Below are 19,353 nucleotides of genomic sequence, written 5' to 3' on the forward strand. Positions count from 1 at the left end.
AAATATGCGAGGTGAGTTATGGGCGTAAGAAAAAAATATAAACGTAAAATCGTTCGCTCCAATCGATTATTTTATTGGTATGTTGAACCGGATATTGACGATGAAGGGATAATCAAATTACATATCGTTTCTGAGGATAAGAAGTTAATCGTCACTTATGAAGTGGGACAACACAGTATTAGGAACAAGACTCCATTTATAGTCATCATCGGAGAAGAATTCGAAGGCTGGACAACAGAATATATAGGATTCAGAAGAGTACTCACACCGAAATGGAGCGATGAGATCATCACGCCAAAATTGATAGGTGAAATCATTGATTGGTGCCTCTTGAAAGATAAAGAAACAAAAGTCGTTAATTGGAAAGGTGAAATTCTCCCACTTCTCTCCTGAATGGAGTGTAATTACATTGGAGAAATAAATTAGATTCGTGGACTCTTTTGAAAACGTATACGTGGAAACAAGATTATGTAATCAATATTTAAATAAAAGGAGAGTAACTAATGCAGATTAATCGTGGATATCACACTGTTAACAAAGTAATCGCTTGTGTTCTGTCATTCATATTTATCATTATGGCAATAGCGGTACCTGCTCACGCTGAAGAGAAACAGGTTGAGACTACACCATCCAGGATTCCTTTATCCAAGTTAGAGGAAACGATTGATGCTTATGTTGCCTCGTATGAGAAGTACACCGCTGCCGTTTCGGTTGTGGCTATTAAAGATGGTGAAACCATTGTGAATAAGGCATATGGTTACGCAGATATTGAGAATCAGCGAAAGGCGGATACCTCTACTGTGTTTGAATGGGCTTCCATCTCGAAACTGTTGGTCTATACGAGTGTGATGCAGCTTGTTGAACAAGGCAAGCTTGATTTGGAGACGGATATCCAAGAATATCTCCCAGAGGGATTCTTCAAAAAGCTGAAATACGATGAACCAATTACCCTATTGAACCTGATGCATCACAATGCGGGTTGGGAAGATCAAACAGTGACCGAAGTGTATTATTACGAAGAAAATAAAAATTATGATTTAGGAGAAACGTTGCGTAAAAATGAACCGAAACAAATCTATAAACCGAATAGCATAGTGGGTTATTCGAACTACGGCGTTGGTCTAGCTGGTTACATCGTGGAAGAGATAAGTGGCCAACCTTTTTATGAGTATGTCAATCAACATATTTTCGAACCACTTCATATGAACGACACCTCGATTCATCCAACGGGACAAGATCATCCAGACCTAGTACAAAGAAGAAATGAGATTGAAGGGTATACAAAAGATTTGAAACTGATCCCTGAGAACAGAGTATATGTTACGTTTTATCCGACAGGGGCAGCCATCGGGACAGCAGAAGATTTAGGCAAATTTCTTGCAGCGCTGATGCCAGTAGATGATAGTAATGTATTATTTAAGAACAGGGATACGTTGAACGAAATGTTGTCGACAAGTCTATATTATGACGGGACTTCTACTCCGCGATTTGCTCATGGATTCGTTGAGATGGAATATTGGGTGCCTACACTGATGCATGAGGGGAATCTGAAAGGGTTCTCAAGTAAAGTTGTCTTTGATCCCGCATCTAAATTTGGGATGGTCGTCATGACAAACCAGTCTTTTGAGGAAATTTATTATTATGGACTTATTAAAGAAATTTTCGGTGATAACGTCAATTCTAATATAATTACTTCGGAGGGAGGAGGATATTTTCAATCCACACGACGGCCTGCTTCTAGATTTACCGATTTATTCAGGCAACTTGATATAACAAAATTTTCAAAAGCTGAGTTAAGTAGTCTTTATAATGTGGTCGAGCATAATGGCGTTGTTGAGAAAATTTCCTTCACTCCTTACATGGATTACTTGCCTGTATCGAAATGGAAGGTGAACTTGATTGTAATATCTTTTATTCCTGTCATACTAGCCATCCTTTTCAGTGTGACTGCTTTGCTCGTCTATTGTATCCGGATGCTACTTTACAAACTAAATAAACGAGGAAATCTTCGGATAGATTTTAATAAATATCATCTTGCAATTAATGTTGCAGGTGCGGTACTTCCTCTTAACCTTTTAATCATACACACAAGACTTCCAAATTATCCCGCTCATTCTTCGATACGAATTAATTTAATGTTTAATCTACTTTATGTGGTTCTAGCAGTGGTGTATCTTGGTTTGCTTATGTATAAACTGCGCAAGAACAGTTATAGCAAAAAGCAAAAGGTGATGTACATTATGTCAGGCATCTCGGCGTTCCTCTTGGCTACTTTTATTGTGGGATGGAATTTGTATGTTTAGAGTATTGTAGAAAATACGATGTCCTGTAGAATAGGAGTTCAATCTATATTGAATATCGGGTACATGGAAAGAATAATTCGCCTGAATGGATACTGGGATATTTCTGCAAATGACTGGGATGAGTGGTTTGGTTTTACTGAAGAACAAATCAAAAGCAAGACCGATAACTCGGAGAACGACAAATTATCTTAGTAAGCGCTACTTAACAAAGGAACGTTGTCTGAATTCTATAAAACTTATAGATTCATGAAACTAGTGATCTTATGAACATATATAATGAGATCGCAGTTATTTTTAATGTTAAAGGAGAGTAGCTAATGCAAATAGATCGAAGGTATCGCTATGTTAACAAAGTGGTCGCCTGTGTTCTGTTATTCGTGTTTCTCATTATGGGATGCGGGGTACCAGTATACGCTGAGATAGAGAATGTGGAGACCACGCCTTCCAGAATTCCGTTGTCTTCTCTAGAGGAGACGATCGATTCTTATGTGGCTACCCATGAGAAAAACACCGCTGCCGTTTCAATTGTGGCTATCAAGAACGGGGAAACGATTTTTAGTAAGGCCTATGGCTATGCAGATATTGAGCAACAGAGAAAGGCGGACAGCTCTACTGTTTTTGAATGGGGTTCCGTCACTAAACTGTTGGTCTGGACGAGTGTAATGCAGCTTGTCGAGCAGGGAAAGCTTGATCTACATACTAATATTGAGGAATATCTACCGAAAGGGTTTCTAAAGAAGCTGGAGTATGATGCCCCCATTACGCTATTAGATCTTATGAATCATCAAGCGGGTTGGGAGGATAGGATGCTTGAGTTATGGTATCTATCCGAGAATCAAGTTATGGATCTGGGAGAAACATTGCAAAAATTTGAACCAAGACAGATCTATGAACCGAGGAGTGTATTTGCTTATTCAAACTATGGTGTTGCTATGGCTGCCTACATCGTAGAAGTGCAGAGCGGACAACCTTTTTACGAATACGTGAATGAACATATATTTAAACCACTGGATATGAAAGAAACTACGATTCATCCGTCACATCAAGATCGTCCAGACCTCGTGCTGAGAAGGGATCAGATTCAAGGCTATACTGCTAATGCCGAACTTATCCCCAAAACCAAAGTATACATGAACATATATCCTGCAGGAGGTGCCATGGGCACCGCAGAAGATGCAGCAAAATTCCTAGCAGCCCTGATGCCAATCAATCGTGGTAATTTATTATTCAAGAACAAAGAAACCTTAAACGAAATGCTGTCAACCAGTCTGTATTATGATGGAACTTCTATCCCTCGAATCGCACATGGATTCATTGAGGTAGAGTACTGGACACCTGCACTGGAACACGGTGGAAATACATTGGGATTTTCGAATAAATTGATCTTTGACCCCAAATCTAATTTTGGGTTAGTGGTGATGACCAACCAGTTCGAAGAAGAGGTATATTGTTTCGGTCTTGTCCAGAAATTGTTTGGGGATAATTACAGCACTAGCTCTGTAACCTCTGGAAATGATGGATATTATCTCACTACACGACGTTCCGGTTCTGGATTTACGAAGCTCTATTCGATTCTTTTGCTGAAAAAGTATTCCACATTTGATCTTAGTAACTTCACCAATGTTGTTGAGAAAGATGGTGTCGTTGAGAAGGTCTCCTTTACTTACAATGATTATGTACGTGTATCAAGCTCAACGATGATCTGGATCATTGCCTCTTTAATAGCTCTTGCAATAGCCATCGTATTCAATTTGAGAGCTGTGATTGGCTATTTTATCCGATTATGTTTTTACAGATTGAAAAAATGGGAAAGACCCGGGACAGGGTTTGATAAATATCATGTTGCCATTAATATTGCAGGTCTGGCATTCCTACTGAATACTACAGTACTAGCCATGCGAGCATTGAGTTTAAACGCCTCTTATTCTTCATTACGAATTCATCTCATCTTTAACCTGATTTATGTGATTCTAGCTTTAGCATATCTTGTCTTGCTAATCTACAAACTGTGGAAGATAAGTTACAGCAAAAAGCGAAAGGTTGTATATATCATGACCGGAGTGTCGGCTTTCCTATTTGCTGCTTTTATTGTGGGATGGGATTTGTACTTTTAGAAGGGCACTCATGAAGATGTATTGGAGTGAAAGACAGCAGTTCCTCATCTGGGACTGCTGTCTTTGTGTTTATATGCTCTTTGGCTTTTGAAGAAACTGTAAATGACCACTAGAATATTCAATAATAATAGACCTATATATCCATCTGTTAACTTTGTACGTTCAATCCACTTGTTCACTAACTCTCCAGAGAGAGCTTGTTTTCCTAAATATTTATTTATATCATTCGGATGGATTTCATCTATATATATAAGTGGAAACTCCATGCTGTTGGAAGAAGCAGCTAGCGGCGGATAGAACTCTACCTATTTCTGACCTGCCCATCGATCATACTTATAATGCAAGTCTGCGCTGGATTCAAGATTATCCCACCTGAGAAAACCCAATATGATTAGAATACAAAGTGTAAAGACGCTAAATATTAGCTTCTTGTTATTCAAATATACCCATCCTTATGTGTGTACTACTAACAGTACCGTTGCATTAAACAACTTTATCATTCGTTATATTCTAACAGTATTTTCCGTTATCTGTAAGTGGATTTTTCAATGAAATGCTAGTAAGTAAAAAAAATCGATCAAAGAATCGTAGCAGCAGGTGCTAAAGGTACGAGGATAAATTCGCAAAACGATTAGGGTGTAGAAGGATTTCGAATAAGCTGGACAACGTGCAGGGATTGCAAAAAAAGGTGAGTATTCATGCGCTTCGCCACTCATTTGCTGGAAAACGGGAAAGTTCTATGGTACATCCAGGAGCTACTCGGTCATACGAGTGCACGACAAACCAGCGATATACGCATGTTAGTATGAAAAATATTCATCGTATTCAAAGCCAATTGGATCATATGGATATGGGGATTAAGCATCCCAATAATTCTCCCTTTTTCACCAAATTTTTCTTCGCAAATATCACCGTATAGGTTATCATATACGTAGTTTGGATATCAGGCAGTATGTGTGGTATTTACGAAGTACATAGATTAGATGTTATAGGAAATCAGCAAAAAAATTAAAGCTTATATAAAATGATAATAGAAAACATATATACATATATATAATAAATAAAAGATTGCAGACAGAGGAGAAGTAACATGTTGGAGATCTTGCAAGTTCCATATGGAGATAAAATTATCTTAAGCAGTTTGATCCAGTTTTATAGATATGACTCAAGTGAATTTGATGGACATGAATTGAATAATCATGGAGCCTACCTTTATAAGTATTTAGATCATCAGTGGACAGATGAATATCGTAAGCCATTTTATTTAAAGATCAACGGAGAGCTGGCTGGCTTCGTTCTTGTATTAACGGATGTCCCTAAAGAGTATGTAAAGGCAAGTATGGCAACCCACACAAATGTAATTAGTGATTTTTTTATTTTATAATGCGTAAATTTAGAAATAAGGGATATGGAAAACAAGTAGAATATTTTATTTTCAATACCTATAAAGGGACATGGGAAATACGACAGACTCCACAAAATAGACCAGCAAATCTATTTTGGAACAAGGTAATTAATGAGTTTACAGATGGGGATTACAAAGAATTTATATTAGATAATGAAAGCTGGAATGGACCTGTTCAAGTATTTCTAATGAAAGAATAGATGCGGGGTTATTCGTAGAAGATGCTGACATCCTATAACCTCATATTTACGCTGCGGACATTCGTCCTGGGTCCGACATTCGTCGGACACTCAGCATACGCTGTGTCGTGAATACGGGAACGTTAGATGAAAGATAAGTAAAATCCATTCTTAAAAAATAAGAGAGAGGTTATTTATATGGGAGTAGCTTATACATTAGATTGCAAACAGTGCTCTTACAATCAAAATGTTTTTTTAGGAATTGGTTTTAACTACATAGATTTGAAAAGTATTTTGGAATGGTATGAACAAGAAGAAGGGCGGCAACAAATCTTAAAATATATGAATGATGAAGATACAAGTTTTGAATGTTATGACGGGCTTTATGTTTGTCAACAATGTGGATACTTATTAAATCGTACATTTCTGCATATAACATCAAAAGATTATTCTTATACAAATAACCTTGAGTGTCCATATTGTCATATGCAAATGCCTAAAAAGCCTTTGCTAGATGAAATAGAAGAAAGTTTTCTAAAGTGTCCTGACTGTAAGGACGAAGAATTAGAAATACAAGCATATATGGACTGGGATTAAATACTTTTGTGTCAATCATAAAAGAGCCCCTATTGAACATTTGGAGAGCAACTCAACGAAGACTTATCCATCATCTAACATCATATTCACGCTGCGGGACATACCCTGGGTCCGGCGTTTGCCGTACACCCGAGATACGTCGGGTCGTGAATACAGGAACGTTATAAGAAATCGACGGAAGACCTGGAAAACCATATTACATATGAAAGAGGGAATTGGACATGCATATAGAATTTGATGAATATCTTATCACGGATGACAAAAAAATATTGGATTTTGAAACCATCAGTAGCTTCTTGTCAAGAAGCTACTGGGCGAATAGAAGATCAAAAGAGAAAATTAGAAAATCATTTGAAAACTCAGAATGTATTGGTGTCTATAAGGGTGAAAAACAGATAGGGATAGCTAGATTGGTTACAGATTACACAACCGTTTACTGGTTATGCGATGTTTTCATTGATGAGGAATACAGAGGGAAGGGAATAGGCAAGAAATTAATTGAAAGCATTACAACAGCAGAAGAATATAGGAATCTATTTGGTATTCTTGGAACAAGGGATGCACATGGGTTGTATGAAGGTTATGAATTTGTAAAGGACAATGGCAAATTTATGGGGCGAACGCCTGACTTTCTAAGAAATTAATAAAGACATTAAAACCAAGGTGTAGATAACTCAAAGAAGCCATCAACATTACATTTTCGCAGCGGGACATTCGTCCCTTGGTTCGCCGGATGCGGTTGGGCAGTGGATGAAATCAGGCGAACAACCCTGCAAGGCTAAATGGCGAAACGACCCGGCGCATTCGCGCCTTAAGCCTTTAGGGTTCGTAAATGCGAGAACGTTATCGGAAATCAATGCAAACAATATTTGTATTAGCGAAAACCAAAATTGAGGAGGGTCAAACGATGGAGGATAATTCAATGAAAATAGATTACAGTCAATACTTTTGGCAGGATGATAAAGTCAGATTACGTGCAATACATTCAGCAGATTGGAAAGGAGATTATATTAGTAATTTTGATACTCCTGCACGTCGTCTTCTAGAATGTTCGACAGAATTGCCGCCTACTATTGCGGGTTCAAAGAAATTTGCAGAGGAAAATGCTGATTTTTCCTCAACAAATGGAAGAATAATGTTTACTCTTGAGACCTTAGAAGGCGAAAGCATAGGAGGTATCAATCTTAATAGTATTGATGAAAGAAATGGTACGTTCAGTATCGGAATAGTAATCGATAAAGAATATCGTGGTATGAGTTATGGTACAAGAGCGATGAAGATTCTGTTAAGGTACGCATTCCTTGAACGAAGGCTTAATAAATTCAATGACTATGTTCTTGAGGGAAATGAAGCATCTGCAAAGATGATGGAGAATCTCGGATGTATTCAGGAAGGCGTACGGAGACAGGTCGTCTATATCAATGGCAAATTTATGGACTTCATTTTGTATGGATTAACGAAAGATGAATTTGTTGAAAAGCATAGAGAAGAGTTAAACCTCTAGAACTGACTTCCACCGGACAAATGTGAGTTAAAACGAGGAAGGCATTGACATCCGATAACAATATATTCACGCAGCGGCTTCTTACGGAGCCTTGGTCTGCTGGATGGATTTCAGGGAAGCGGACTCAGCAGACACATCCGAATTCGTCGGACGTTGTGAATACAGGAACGTTAGATGAAATAGCCTAAGACCGTTTATAAACGTATAAAAATATAATAGTAATAGAGGCGAAGACATGACAGACATAGATGACAGGACTATCGAAGAAGTTATAAAAGTGCTAGAGGACATGATAAATGAAAAAATACCCATACACCAAGGATGTCATCTACTCTCTGGCATGTATAGCTCAGGGAATGATTTGATTTGGTACGATTTTGTTGAATATTATGACAATCTAAATGATATACCTTTGCCTGATGAATATAAATTATGGAATGAAGAAGCGTTGAAAATAAAACAAAAGAAATTGGATGAGAATAAAACAAGAGTATTAAGTATGGCGAAAGAATTGCTAAATGAAATTAAAGGACTTTAAAAAAATTGGTTTCAAGGAATAGGGCTACATCATCTAACATAATATTCACGCTGCGGACATCCGTCCTTGGTCTGGCAGGAGCCAGACACCCAGCAAACGCTGGGTCGTGAATACAGGAACGTTATGTGAAATACCGGAAACCATTTATTTAAGAGGGTGAAATCATGCAGCAAGTGGACCTAACCAAAACCCTTGAAGAGCTTGAAGGCGAATATTGGGATGAACCGAATTTTGCTTCCTCATTAGTGATCCAGGTACATCAATTAAGGAAAAAACCTCTTTGCGAATTGAATAATGAAGATTTAAGACTCTTGATCGGACAACAAATAAACCTAGATTTAATTTTGCCATTAGCCATAGAGAAATTGATACAGAACCCATTAGAATCAGGAGATATGTACACCGGTGATTTATTTTGTTCGGTGCTCAAAGTAGAGAAAGAATATTGGAACGAACATAAAGAATTAAAGAACGAATTGGATGAACTGATTAGAACCTATGAAGAAGCGAGAAACATAGTAGAAGAGCAAATAAGTAAATACAGAAGTGATTATTTGTAAGTCGATTCAGGAAGTACGGTACATCACATAACATAATATTCACGCTGCGGGCATACGCCCTTGGTCCGGCATTCGCCGGACACCCGACATACGTCGGGTCGTGAATACAGGAACGTTAGGCGAAATTCACTAAATAAAAAAGGAGAGGTTTCTTTTGAAAAAAGCTTTTTTATTACACCCGTATGAAAATGTGAATGGTAATTTGCGATGGCCTTCCAAGAATCATTCTGAACAGGTGAAAGTGAGTGAGTCTCTTGAAGAACTTAGAAAGTTAGGGTATTGGGCAAGTGCTTTTCCTGAAGGAGATGGAATTACGTTTTCTAAAGACGAGTATTCTTCACAACAAGCATTAGCAGACATTGTAAAAACATTCAGTTGGCTAGAGATAGAGGAATGTGAGTTGTCTGAATTAAATGAAAAAATGAGAGTAGTATTAATGGATCAAAAGTCAGTATGTAATATCTTAGTACCAATCAGAAGTCTCAAAATTGAAGATTCGTTTCAAATAGGAGAATATAAGTTTTGGTCACCTTATGACTTAGAAAATCCATGGATTGATTATTTTGGCGCGTATCATCTATACAGTGAAGTAAACACAGAGGAATGGAGTGAAGAGTTAAAAACTGAAATGGATTTACTACGTTTTCCATTAGTAGAATTAACAATCGAAGTAAATGAAGCTGATCTTGTTGGTTTGGATAACAGTATAAATTCCGAAGTTAATCTGATTCGAATTGCAAGTGAACAAGCAGATCGTGGCTTAGATTTATTGAGGATTACTCATTGTCATTATAAGAGAATTGAATATTTGCCAGATCGAGCGGGGCAACTTGCCGATGGTTTTACGGCAGCTTATATCATTCCTGAACAGCAAGAGTACAAAGAAAAATTATTAGTTCATATTGTTTATTCTATGAGAACTACGAATAACTGGTTAGGACTAGAAGCGGAATATATATCTGATCCTTTGGTTGAATGGTTAGCGAGACTACTTAAAGGTAAGACGAATAATGAAATCGAAAAATCTGTTCGAAGTGCTGTAATTTCTATGAGTCAGGCTTTCTATACGATTTATGATGAAGCAAGATTTTTGTCCTTGGTATTTTCCCTTGATGGTCTTTGTTCTCCTAAGCGTAATTGGACTGGCTGGAAACATAGAAGTTACATTGCTGCTGTTACCTCTGTAGGTAATATTAATTCGTATGAAAAAGATTTGAGGAAGTTCGAACATTTGTATACAAATATTCGAAATAAATTAGTTCACGCTGGTTCTTCTTTCATAGATATTGAGGGAGAGAATCCAATGTCTGTGTCACAAGACATACACTCTTTAATCATTCGGACTATTATGACAATTCATCAAAAAGGGATTACTTCTATTGAAGAATTACATGACCTCGCAATCACTTCACTCCAGAAAAGTGAATATAAACAAGTTACTGATAATGTGATAAATGATTATGATCTTATTAGAGGCAAGCAAACTCCACAAAAAGATAGACCTAATTGGTAAAATAATTATAAAAATTAAAGAACACGTGATCTTCGCCTAACATAATATTCACGCTGAGGGCATACGCCCTGGGTCCGGCATTCGCCGGACACCCGACATACGTCGGGTCGTGAATACAGGAACGTTATAGGAAGTTGGCGCAAGATATTAGAACAGGGGTGAATTTAATGTCCAAAATTTTTGAAGGCTGGAAACATCGTGATGCTTTACAAGACGAAAATAAAAAATATATAGAATTCGATTGTGGTCATAAAGCTCCAATATTTAAAGTGAATAGTATTCATGCTCTGAATACACTAGTCGGATACTGTAAGCATATTTATCAAGAAGATGGAAACATATACTTTCGAGGACAGACATCTCTGTATGGATCTATGAAGCCTAGTTTGTATAGAGGAATAACAACCTTTAAACCATTAAGTCGACGACAAGAGAAATTAAATTCATTGATTCGAGAAACTTCTTCTAAAATGCGTTTATTAAACAAAATGGATCATAAATTAATTGCACCATTAATCCAGCATTATGGAATACAAACTGACTGGTTAGATTTAGTTGATAATTTATGGGTAGCACTATGGTTTTCGATTCATGAGTATATAAGACCTGAATCTAATAAAAGACATGAATATGTCAGGAGAATAAGTAAACAAAGTGGCTCTACATATTTATATTTGATGCTTTCTGATGCAGTTGAAAGGCACAGCAAGATACCGGGATATTATAAAGGAAACATTTCTGAAATTGTTGATCTTAGAGCAGCAGCTCCCTCCGTTTTTTTGAGACCACATAATCAACATGCAATCTTGTTAAGGAAGAAATGTAAATACAATAGAAGCTGCTGAAATGGCGGAAATGGTGAAATTAGTAATCCAGTTAGATCCAGAGGCAATTATTGAATGGCTAGGAATGGGGCGGCTTCTAACAGTAGAGAACATCTATCCTTCACCTGTGTATGACCAAGGATATTCTATTCTATTGCGAGATTGTACAGCTGATCCAAAGGATGGAATAGGATGTATTACTTCAATTACTCATGAAGCATTTATTTAATTAAGTAAATGGAAATTGATCTAGAAGAACGGGGAAAATAGATTAACTTCAGTTAAAATAATATTCACGCTGCGGGCATACGCCCTTGGTCCGACATGCGCCGGACACATCCGACTTCGTTGGACGTCATGAATACAGGAACGTTATGTGAAATACCTGCAAGCAACGGAGGAATTAAAAATGACCGTTATCTTCGATGTGATAATTCCTAAAATACTTCCAGGAATAATAATATCTATTGTAACTTCATTTATTACTGTTAGATTATCAATGAAGCAATTTTATACTCAAAAGTGGTGGGAAAGAAAGGCAGATACTTACTCGAAAATTATTGAAGAACTATCCTATTTACAATATTACTTTAGCGAGCTATTTGATGAGGGTATACAAATTAAGAAAATTAATAGTGATGTCCATGATGAACTACGGAAGAATTTTAGTAATTCAAAACAACAAATATTTAAAACTTATGCTTCAGGTGCTTTTATAATTTCTGATAGATCGACGAAAGCATTGGAGGAACTTGTAAGAAATATTGAACAAGAAAGCAGTAATGGTGATTATGTTGGAGACATTGATAGATGGTATGGTGCAGTCAAAAAATGTATTCAAATTTTAGAGATGAGGCTAAGAAAGAACTGAAAAAGAAATGAATATATTTTGAATTGCTAGGAAGGCAGATACTTCATATAACTTGATATTCAAGCTGCGGCTCCTGCGGAGCCTAGGTCTGCGAGATGGATTTCAGGGAAGTGCTTCGGCAGGCAAGCCCTTCGGGGTTCATGAATACAGGAACGTTATCCGAAACCTCCGAAAACATAATAAAGGGGAAATTCTAATGACAGATAAATCTATTCATCATTTTATTGAAGTAAGAGATAGTTTTGAATCTCTTCAAAACTATAACATGGAGTATAACATATATAATAGAGGTGTGATAACAGATAAGAATTCCATTTGGCGATACATGGATTTTTCAAAATTTGTTAGTCTTCTTGATAAAAAAGAGTTATTTTTTTCAAACCCTAGTCTTTTTAGAGATCCATATGAGGGTGCGTATTCTGAGCGAGATTTTGTGAATCTTATAGGGGAACCTTACTCTTACATCCCCGATTTAAAATATGATTTTGATATTAGAAGAGAGAGTCTTATTGAGAGAACAAGAAACATTCTTAATTATGTTGGTGTCTCTTGTTGGCATCTCAACGAGGAAGAATCTGCGGCAATGTGGGACTTATATCTCGGGACTTCAAATGGAATTGCTATTAAAACTTCTATTAGTAACTTGATTAACTCATTTGATCACAATGAATACGATTTGTTTTTCGGAGAAGTCCAATATATTAATTACCTACAAGACATGGCGAGTCAAAACGCAATTGAGACACTCTTTTATAAGAGGCAGTCATTTAGTCACGAAAATGAATTTCGCTTAATTGTTTTTGAAGATCCTGATGAGCAGTTTTTCAGTGAGTATGGAGTAAATGTTCAATGTAATTTAGAAGTACTAATTGATGATATATATGTGTCTCCGACAAGTCCATCTTGGTTTAAAGACGTAGTACAATCAGTAACGAATAAATATGACTTAGAAAGCAAGAGAGTAATTCAATCTAATTTATACTCAGGACCACGATCAGTATTTTAGACTTTCAGTTATTCAGGAAGCGTAGTCATCGGATAATACTGTATCTACGCTGTGGGCCATTAGGCCCTTAGATCGCAAGAAGCCGTAGGCGGAGAAGTGAAAACAGATCACAACCCTGCGAGGCTAAGTCGTCCGACCCGGTCGCTTACGTTCCCTTAAGCCTCTCGGGTTTGTAGATACAAGAACGTTATGTGAAAGGGATGCAAAAATTAGTTTTTAAAACAGCTAAAAAATAAGAGAGGGAGAAATATCATAATGAAGTTTAGCTATAAGAATTTCTCCTGTGACACCGAGATTTATTACAAAGATAAGGACATAACAGTTAGATTTTTCGATAGCTACAAAGAACAAGAAGAAGATGACATAATAAATTTAGTTATAGTTGACCCTGGGTATGGCTATCTTTGTTTGAAATATAAAGGAGATGCTGCACTCTTAAGTGGATTCCTAGATGAAGATTTCTTCTCATCAGATGACCATATAGATGCAGCAATTAGTTTTATTGAAATCTTAAGTCCAAATTCAAAGAATATTTATACCCCATATCATATTAAACTCTTTAATCAAACCAGATTTATTGAATACAATGGAGAATACTAAAAATAGATCGTAGGAAATTCGAAGAAGGCATCCCCATCATATAACATAATATTCAAGCAGCGGCTCCGCTGGAGCCTTGGTCTGAAGTATGGATTTCGGAGAGGCATTTCAGCAGACAACCCTACGGGTTCATGAATATAGGAACGTTATCGGAAATCGGACAAAGAGACTATAGAAAATGAAAAGAGTGAAATTACTTTATGGGTTTAGCTGTAAGTTTCAAATTACAAAAAATCATAGATGGCAAAGCGATTTATAACTATGGCTTGAACTTCAATAATTTCGAAGGGGAAATAGAAATAGATTTAAGTGAAACAAGTAACTCTTTAACAGAAGATGAGAATCGAGCAAAAATTAAAGCAATCTTAATTACTCCTTGTAATGGGGAATGGTCAAATTCTGGTCTTGCACTTAGAGTAGTTTCAAAAATTTATAGGAGCTACATAAAGGAACAAAAGTATATTGAATCGGGAGGACACTATGCGGGATAATTAGTGTGCATGTTATCCACTGAAGTGTCCGACATCCGATAACAATATATTCACGCTTCGTACATCCGTCCTTGGCCCGGCATATGCCGGACACCCGACATACGTCGGGTCGTGAATACAGGAACGTTATCTGTAATCGAATTTTCTGGAGGTTATTCATTGATGATTATTCTAGGACAAAGTTCTGATGATAAAGGAACTCAACTTGAAGAGCTTACAAAGCGTATCTTGTTAAGCAAAGGCTATAATAACGTAGTTACAAATCATATAGGTCCAGGTGGTGCGGAGATAGACGTTTCTGCGGATTTTTCAAGACCTGGAATTGTAGGAAATCACACGAACCGTTTGATTTGCGAATGTAAAGCCTATAAGTCAGTAATTGATACAACGAGTTGGATGAAATTTTTAGGGAAAGTTTTCATGGAGGAAGCTAGAGCTAAAGGTGAAGTACTAGGATGTTTTATAGCTTTATCAGGTGTGAATGGGAATGTATCAGGAAGTTACGATGAGCTATTGAAACATAGACAAAATGTAGCTTTAATCACTGGAGAAAATCTCTTAGAAACTGCTAAAGAGCTTTATAATGTTGCTGATATAGAGAATGTTACTCGTATCATTAATAATTTTACGGATCGAGCAATTCGCATGATTGATATTTGTTATTATAGGAATTCTATTTATTTTGTTATTGCATTCAACAATGATGAATATACATTGCTCGATTCGAGTGGTGAGGTATTAAAGACTAGTGACGCTCATATTCTTTCAATGGTAGAAGAGTCTCTTTCTGCAGGTTCTTATGTGAATATAGAAGAAGAACAAAAAGCGAAAAGAAGATCTATGTTTATTCAAAAAGCAATTTTGACAGAACTCATGTTAGAAAACGGAGAAGTGAACAAAAGACAAATTAACAAAAATTATAAATGATAAGTATGTCACTTGTGAAGAAACAGAATTTAATAAAGAGATCCAATTATTAATTGAAAAGAAATTTGTATGTTGCGAGGAAGCTTTATTTTACATTAATAAAAATACTGATGATATATTCGTTGAACTATTTCGTTTTTTACTCGATGGTATTATAATGACCGGCGCATTAGGTTGTGAATATTATGATGGATTAATAACACATCAAGTTTATTCCAAAAATTGAGGAAATTCAAAAAGGACTAAAGATAACTGATGATATATTAGAAATTGTATTGTATTTAATAAGAATTTCTCCTGCAGCCTTAATAAAATCTTTATATCCAGAGCCAATGATAGTGTCGCATTACGAACAGCAATTAAAAAGCCAGCAAATTGAATTATTTGATAAAGAATACTTCGTCCAAATGATTTATGAAGGATTTCTAAGTGATTTCAATAACCCTAAACTAAGCAGGTATTTTAGGGTTATAAGAGGAATTGCAGAAGTTGAAAAAGGTCAAATAATTAAAATTAAGAGCAAAGAAAAGCTCTTGTTTAGTAATGAATGGGTAGAAAGAAAAGCGATCGGACAAATGACAGACGAGTACGGAGGGAAATATGTAAGCTTGCTAGTTTTAGGTAATCAACCAGAACCATGGGAAGAAGCAAACAACTAAAAAGATAGCAAACTAAAAAAAATGTTCTCAAAGAAAATTCAACAACAGATAACATAATATTCACGCTGCGGACATTCGTCCTTGGCCCGGCATACGCCGGACACCCAGCATGCGCTGGGTCGTGAATACAGGAACGTTAGCTGAAATTAATGTAGAACCGTCATAAACCCTTTACTAAGATTTAGAAAGGATAAACATGTATAAGTTAATAACTTTATTGATTTAGTAATTCTGTTGGGATGATCGGATGATACGCGAAAGAGCTTTGAACAAGATGACTCAATAAATAATAATCCCTTAAAGGAGGAACTAAGCGAAATGTATACCTATAAAGCTATTACTGAAGAAGATCAAACATTAGGATTTTCGAAATTTCTGGATACCGGCATTTTCGAAGGTAAAGAAAGTGCGAAATTTAGAGGATCGCTTCTTACTTTGTTTGGGGAACCCTTTTATAAGTCAGATAATGCTGAAGATGCGTACCATTATTTAATTGAAGTAAGCCATAATACAAGTAAGTGGAATTTTATGGTTTATGAAGGTCCTTCAGGACCTGCGATTGGTTATGATAGCAATGAAAATCAACCAAACGCAATGGAAGCCTCAAAAGCTTTGCTAGAGAAAATTAGAGGAACAACACCTTCTGATTTTAATGAAGTCGTCTATTACGAAGACTTCGGCTCGAAAATTACATATGGATCTAAGAACGGAGAATGCTTTTATAAAGAAGAAAACGAAGAAAATCATTAGAATTTGAGGATATTTCATAGAGGACATTAACTTCAGCTAACATAATATTCACGCTGCGGACATTCGTCCTTGGGCTGGCAGTCGCCAGACACCCGACATGCGTCGGGTCGTGAATACAGGAACGTTAAGCGAAACTTCTAAGAGACAATACTATAATAACAGAAGCTAAAACGGTGACATTAAAGGAGTATCCAATATGGTAAATTTTCAAATAAAAAAAATGTTTGGTAGGACTATTGATAGCTATAAAATAATCGGTCACTTGGGTACTGGTGGAAATGCAGATGTGTTCAAAGTTCAAAAAGATAATAATTATTTTGCAATGAAGATGTTGGTAGTGTCAGATAATAAGAGTTTTAATAAAAAATATAGTCGATTTAAAGATGAAATTTACGTAGTAAAAGAAAACCAAAAAAAAATAACAGGAATAATACCTATAATAGATATTTACCTTCCAGAAAAACCTGCTGTAGATAATCGGCCTTGGTATACAATGCCGATAGCCATACCATTAAGTAAAAAAAACAATAAAAGCATGGAAGATGTCATTTCGTGCGTTTATGATTTAAGCAAAATATTAGTTTCGTTACACGAAAAGAACATTGTGCATAGAGATATAAAGCCAAGTAATATTTATTACTATAAAGATAAATGGGCTTTTGGAGATTTTGGATTAGTAGAATATCCTGAAAAAACTGAATTGACAGAAAAAGGCGAGTCTGTAGGTCCGAGAAATACTATCGCCCCTGAAATGAAAAGAAATGCAATACAGTCTGATGGTAAACCTGCAGATATTTACTCTTTAGCTAAAACACTATGGATACTTTTAACAGATGTAAAAGACGGATTTGACGGTCAATATTCGCATAAAGTTGATGATTTCAATTTAGATTCAAAAATATGTTTTAAAGCTTATCAAAAGAAATTTACAGTTACTCTTCATACATTGTTAAAAGAATCAACTTCAAATACACCTAGTGAAAGACCTGTAGCAATAGAATTTAAAAAAATGTTAGAGGAATGGTTTATTTTAAATCAGAATTATAAAAAACGTAACATATTAGAGTGGGAATTTTATTTAAGAGATATTATACCTTTTACTTTGCCTGAAAAAATATCGTGGACAAGGCTTGAAGATATCTGCAATGTATTAAGTATCATTTCAAATACCAATTTAAATCATATGTTTTTTCCTGGAGGAGGAGGCATGGATTTAGATGAGGTTAGACCTTCAAATGAAGATGGATTTTTAGAACTAAAAGTCGGATATTTGTTGAAACTAAAACCTAAAAGATTAACTTTAAACACTTTTGATGCCTCTTTCGATTGGAATTATTTTTATTTAGAAACAGAAGAAATAGAGTCACCATTTCCTGAAAGATACACAGATGAAAAATTATACGATTTAGAACTGGTTGAAATATCGCCAGGAGAATATTTAGAGTATGAAGACCAAAAGTTAACTGTTGGAAGACAAATATGTTTACATCTCAGCGGAGGGTTTGTTCTGTTTGCAAAAGGATCTTACTATAATTCAATTTCTTCAACTTATGATGCTAGGCATAATCGTGGTACTGCAGAAGATTTTAGAAATTATATTCAGATGTTTATAGATAGGCTAAAGTTTGAGCAAGAGCATCCAGAGATTGCAGAAAAAAGAAAGGAAGAGGCACGGAAGAGATTAGAAGAAAAAAGAAAAAAGGAAAGTGAATTATTTAAGTTAAAGCTTCAAAATTTCAAAGAATTATGGGAAGAAAAAAAGGCTGCCTTGGATATACCGAATTTATTATCTCTCACATCTAATAAAAGTAAAATAATTTATAATATTAAGTTTGAAGAAGACCTTATAGAAAAACGTTATTATTTTTCTAAAAACTTCGAATTAGTACACTATGCTACAGGTTGGTACGAGGCAATGAATAAAGCAGATGAGATTTTTGAGGACTGCCTTGGAATAAACGATTTTAATTTAGTTCTAAAGTATGTTGAAATCATTGAGAATCACTTTTCCCATTTAAAAAATAATAAATTTGATATTCCATTTAATATGCATTTTGAAGTAACTTGTTTTAGGACAAAACAACCAGCTCATATTTTTTCGAAAAAAGAGCTTTTAGACTTAATAAATATAGCCACAAAAAATGATCGTATATGTATAGATTTTGATGACCGATTACAATTAGCTTCAAATAAAAATGAATTAAAACTCCATCAAAAACAGTTTCCGGTAATTAATACTATGCCTGACTTGGAGTATATTGAGAATGACAGCAGAGAATTCAAATATTTATATTTTACTCTACTTGAAGCATGGGAAAATCATCTTGAATGCAATGAAGAGCAAATAATTAGTGACTGGGATTTTATTGATTTGATGCGCTTTGATGTCGAAAAGAAGTATGAAGAGATAGAAATAAAAATGAACAAATACCCATCATAAAGCGTTTGAATCTTAAAAATGTATCTATAAAGCAAAAAAGATACAAGGAGAAGCATCGCTTAACAATATATT

The 19,353-nt window shown here is 35.7% G+C and carries 21 protein-coding genes; all 21 read left to right on the forward strand.

Annotation, left to right across the window (positions count from 1 at the left end; translation table 11 throughout):
- Nucleotides 1–18: 18 nt before the first annotated feature.
- On the forward strand, nt 19–393 hold the full coding sequence (locus ACE04G_RS12885; RefSeq protein ID WP_339183127.1) for a hypothetical protein: 375 nt from the start codon (nt 19–21) through the stop codon (nt 391–393).
- A gap of 110 nt (nt 394–503) precedes the next feature.
- A complete protein-coding gene (locus ACE04G_RS12890) occupies nt 504–2,303 on the forward strand; it encodes a serine hydrolase domain-containing protein (RefSeq protein WP_449004220.1) in 1,800 nt (599 codons plus the stop codon).
- 48 nt (nt 2,304–2,351) lie between these two features.
- Nucleotides 2,352–2,495 carry a hypothetical protein gene (locus ACE04G_RS12895; RefSeq protein ID WP_486094486.1) on the forward strand — a complete coding sequence of 48 codons (144 nt, stop codon included), beginning with the start codon at nt 2,352–2,354 and terminating at the stop codon, nt 2,493–2,495.
- Between the two features lie 296 nt (nt 2,496–2,791).
- Entirely contained in the window at nt 2,792–4,417 is a 1,626-nt protein-coding gene (locus ACE04G_RS12900) for a serine hydrolase domain-containing protein (RefSeq protein ID WP_449004218.1), read from the forward strand.
- A gap of 1,090 nt (nt 4,418–5,507) precedes the next feature.
- On the forward strand, nt 5,508–5,801 hold the full coding sequence (locus tag ACE04G_RS12905; RefSeq protein WP_449004217.1) for a hypothetical protein: 294 nt from the start codon (nt 5,508–5,510) through the stop codon (nt 5,799–5,801).
- A 398-nt stretch (nt 5,802–6,199) separates the two neighbouring features.
- Nucleotides 6,200–6,598, forward strand: a complete 399-nt coding sequence (locus ACE04G_RS12910; protein WP_449004215.1) for a P-loop NTPase family protein — start codon at nt 6,200–6,202, stop codon at nt 6,596–6,598.
- Between the two features lie 221 nt (nt 6,599–6,819).
- Nucleotides 6,820–7,242 (forward strand): GNAT family N-acetyltransferase, encoded by a 423-nt coding sequence (locus ACE04G_RS12915; protein ID WP_449004214.1) that lies wholly within the window; start codon nt 6,820–6,822, stop codon nt 7,240–7,242.
- Nucleotides 7,243–7,505: 263 nt separating this feature from the next.
- A complete protein-coding gene (locus ACE04G_RS12920) occupies nt 7,506–8,102 on the forward strand; it encodes a GNAT family N-acetyltransferase (protein WP_449004213.1) in 597 nt (198 codons plus the stop codon).
- A gap of 235 nt (nt 8,103–8,337) precedes the next feature.
- A complete protein-coding gene (locus ACE04G_RS12925; protein ID WP_449004212.1) occupies nt 8,338–8,640 on the forward strand; it encodes a hypothetical protein in 303 nt (100 codons plus the stop codon).
- Nucleotides 8,641–8,804: 164 nt separating this feature from the next.
- Nucleotides 8,805–9,200 (forward strand): contact-dependent growth inhibition system immunity protein, encoded by a 396-nt coding sequence (locus ACE04G_RS12930; RefSeq protein WP_449004211.1) that lies wholly within the window; start codon nt 8,805–8,807, stop codon nt 9,198–9,200.
- A 154-nt stretch (nt 9,201–9,354) separates the two neighbouring features.
- The gene (locus ACE04G_RS12935) at nt 9,355–10,713 is read left to right on the forward strand and encodes a hypothetical protein (protein WP_449004210.1); all 1,359 of its coding nucleotides are present in this window, start codon (nt 9,355–9,357) and stop codon (nt 10,711–10,713) included.
- A 167-nt stretch (nt 10,714–10,880) separates the two neighbouring features.
- Nucleotides 10,881–11,558, forward strand: coding sequence for an FRG domain-containing protein (locus tag ACE04G_RS12940; protein ID WP_449004209.1), 678 nt, complete (start codon nt 10,881–10,883; stop codon nt 11,556–11,558).
- Nucleotide 11,559: 1 nt separating this feature from the next.
- Nucleotides 11,560–11,766: a hypothetical protein gene (locus ACE04G_RS12945; RefSeq protein ID WP_449004208.1), complete on the forward strand. Its 207-nt coding sequence runs from the start codon at nt 11,560–11,562 to the stop codon at nt 11,764–11,766.
- A 180-nt stretch (nt 11,767–11,946) separates the two neighbouring features.
- Nucleotides 11,947–12,408: a hypothetical protein gene (locus ACE04G_RS12950; RefSeq protein ID WP_449004207.1), complete on the forward strand. Its 462-nt coding sequence runs from the start codon at nt 11,947–11,949 to the stop codon at nt 12,406–12,408.
- Between the two features lie 196 nt (nt 12,409–12,604).
- Nucleotides 12,605–13,414, forward strand: a complete 810-nt coding sequence (locus ACE04G_RS12955; protein WP_449004206.1) for a hypothetical protein — start codon at nt 12,605–12,607, stop codon at nt 13,412–13,414.
- A gap of 255 nt (nt 13,415–13,669) precedes the next feature.
- Nucleotides 13,670–14,014 (forward strand): hypothetical protein, encoded by a 345-nt coding sequence (locus ACE04G_RS12960; RefSeq protein WP_449004205.1) that lies wholly within the window; start codon nt 13,670–13,672, stop codon nt 14,012–14,014.
- 200 nt (nt 14,015–14,214) lie between these two features.
- Complete coding sequence (locus tag ACE04G_RS12965) at nt 14,215–14,505, forward strand: hypothetical protein (RefSeq protein WP_090808356.1); 291 nt, start codon at nt 14,215–14,217, stop codon at nt 14,503–14,505.
- A gap of 162 nt (nt 14,506–14,667) precedes the next feature.
- Nucleotides 14,668–15,432, forward strand: a complete 765-nt coding sequence (locus ACE04G_RS12970; RefSeq protein WP_486094489.1) for a restriction endonuclease — start codon at nt 14,668–14,670, stop codon at nt 15,430–15,432.
- A gap of 275 nt (nt 15,433–15,707) precedes the next feature.
- Nucleotides 15,708–16,091, forward strand: a complete 384-nt coding sequence (locus ACE04G_RS12975; RefSeq protein WP_449004203.1) for a hypothetical protein — start codon at nt 15,708–15,710, stop codon at nt 16,089–16,091.
- Between the two features lie 318 nt (nt 16,092–16,409).
- A complete protein-coding gene (locus ACE04G_RS12980; protein WP_339183149.1) occupies nt 16,410–16,841 on the forward strand; it encodes a hypothetical protein in 432 nt (143 codons plus the stop codon).
- A 196-nt stretch (nt 16,842–17,037) separates the two neighbouring features.
- Nucleotides 17,038–19,281, forward strand: a complete 2,244-nt coding sequence (locus tag ACE04G_RS12985; protein WP_449004202.1) for a protein kinase domain-containing protein — start codon at nt 17,038–17,040, stop codon at nt 19,279–19,281.
- Nucleotides 19,282–19,353: the final 72 nt, after the last annotated feature.

The sequence above is a fragment of the Paenibacillus sp. AGC31 genome (genome assembly GCF_057334655.1).

Bases quoted from the DNA above. Each gene is read 5' to 3' on its own strand.
- ACE04G_RS12885 (WP_339183127.1), top strand. From the start codon at position 19: ATGGGCGTAAGAAAAAAATATAAACGTAAAATCGTTCGCTCCAATCGA.
- ACE04G_RS12890 (WP_449004220.1), top strand. From the start codon at position 504: ATGCAGATTAATCGTGGATATCACACTGTTAACAAAGTAATCGCTTGT.
- ACE04G_RS12905 (WP_449004217.1), top strand. From the start codon at position 5,508: ATGTTGGAGATCTTGCAAGTTCCATATGGAGATAAAATTATCTTAAGC.
- ACE04G_RS12910 (WP_449004215.1), top strand. From the start codon at position 6,200: ATGGGAGTAGCTTATACATTAGATTGCAAACAGTGCTCTTACAATCAA.
- ACE04G_RS12915 (WP_449004214.1), top strand. From the start codon at position 6,820: ATGCATATAGAATTTGATGAATATCTTATCACGGATGACAAAAAAATA.
- ACE04G_RS12920 (WP_449004213.1), top strand. From the start codon at position 7,506: ATGGAGGATAATTCAATGAAAATAGATTACAGTCAATACTTTTGGCAG.
- ACE04G_RS12925 (WP_449004212.1), top strand. From the start codon at position 8,338: ATGACAGACATAGATGACAGGACTATCGAAGAAGTTATAAAAGTGCTA.
- ACE04G_RS12930 (WP_449004211.1), top strand. From the start codon at position 8,805: ATGCAGCAAGTGGACCTAACCAAAACCCTTGAAGAGCTTGAAGGCGAA.
- ACE04G_RS12940 (WP_449004209.1), top strand. From the start codon at position 10,881: ATGTCCAAAATTTTTGAAGGCTGGAAACATCGTGATGCTTTACAAGAC.
- ACE04G_RS12945 (WP_449004208.1), top strand. From the start codon at position 11,560: ATGGCGGAAATGGTGAAATTAGTAATCCAGTTAGATCCAGAGGCAATT.
- ACE04G_RS12950 (WP_449004207.1), top strand. From the start codon at position 11,947: ATGACCGTTATCTTCGATGTGATAATTCCTAAAATACTTCCAGGAATA.
- ACE04G_RS12955 (WP_449004206.1), top strand. From the start codon at position 12,605: ATGACAGATAAATCTATTCATCATTTTATTGAAGTAAGAGATAGTTTT.
- ACE04G_RS12960 (WP_449004205.1), top strand. From the start codon at position 13,670: ATGAAGTTTAGCTATAAGAATTTCTCCTGTGACACCGAGATTTATTAC.
- ACE04G_RS12965 (WP_090808356.1), top strand. From the start codon at position 14,215: ATGGGTTTAGCTGTAAGTTTCAAATTACAAAAAATCATAGATGGCAAA.
- ACE04G_RS12970 (WP_486094489.1), top strand. From the start codon at position 14,668: ATGATTATTCTAGGACAAAGTTCTGATGATAAAGGAACTCAACTTGAA.
- ACE04G_RS12980 (WP_339183149.1), top strand. From the start codon at position 16,410: ATGTATACCTATAAAGCTATTACTGAAGAAGATCAAACATTAGGATTT.
- ACE04G_RS12985 (WP_449004202.1), top strand. From the start codon at position 17,038: ATGGTAAATTTTCAAATAAAAAAAATGTTTGGTAGGACTATTGATAGC.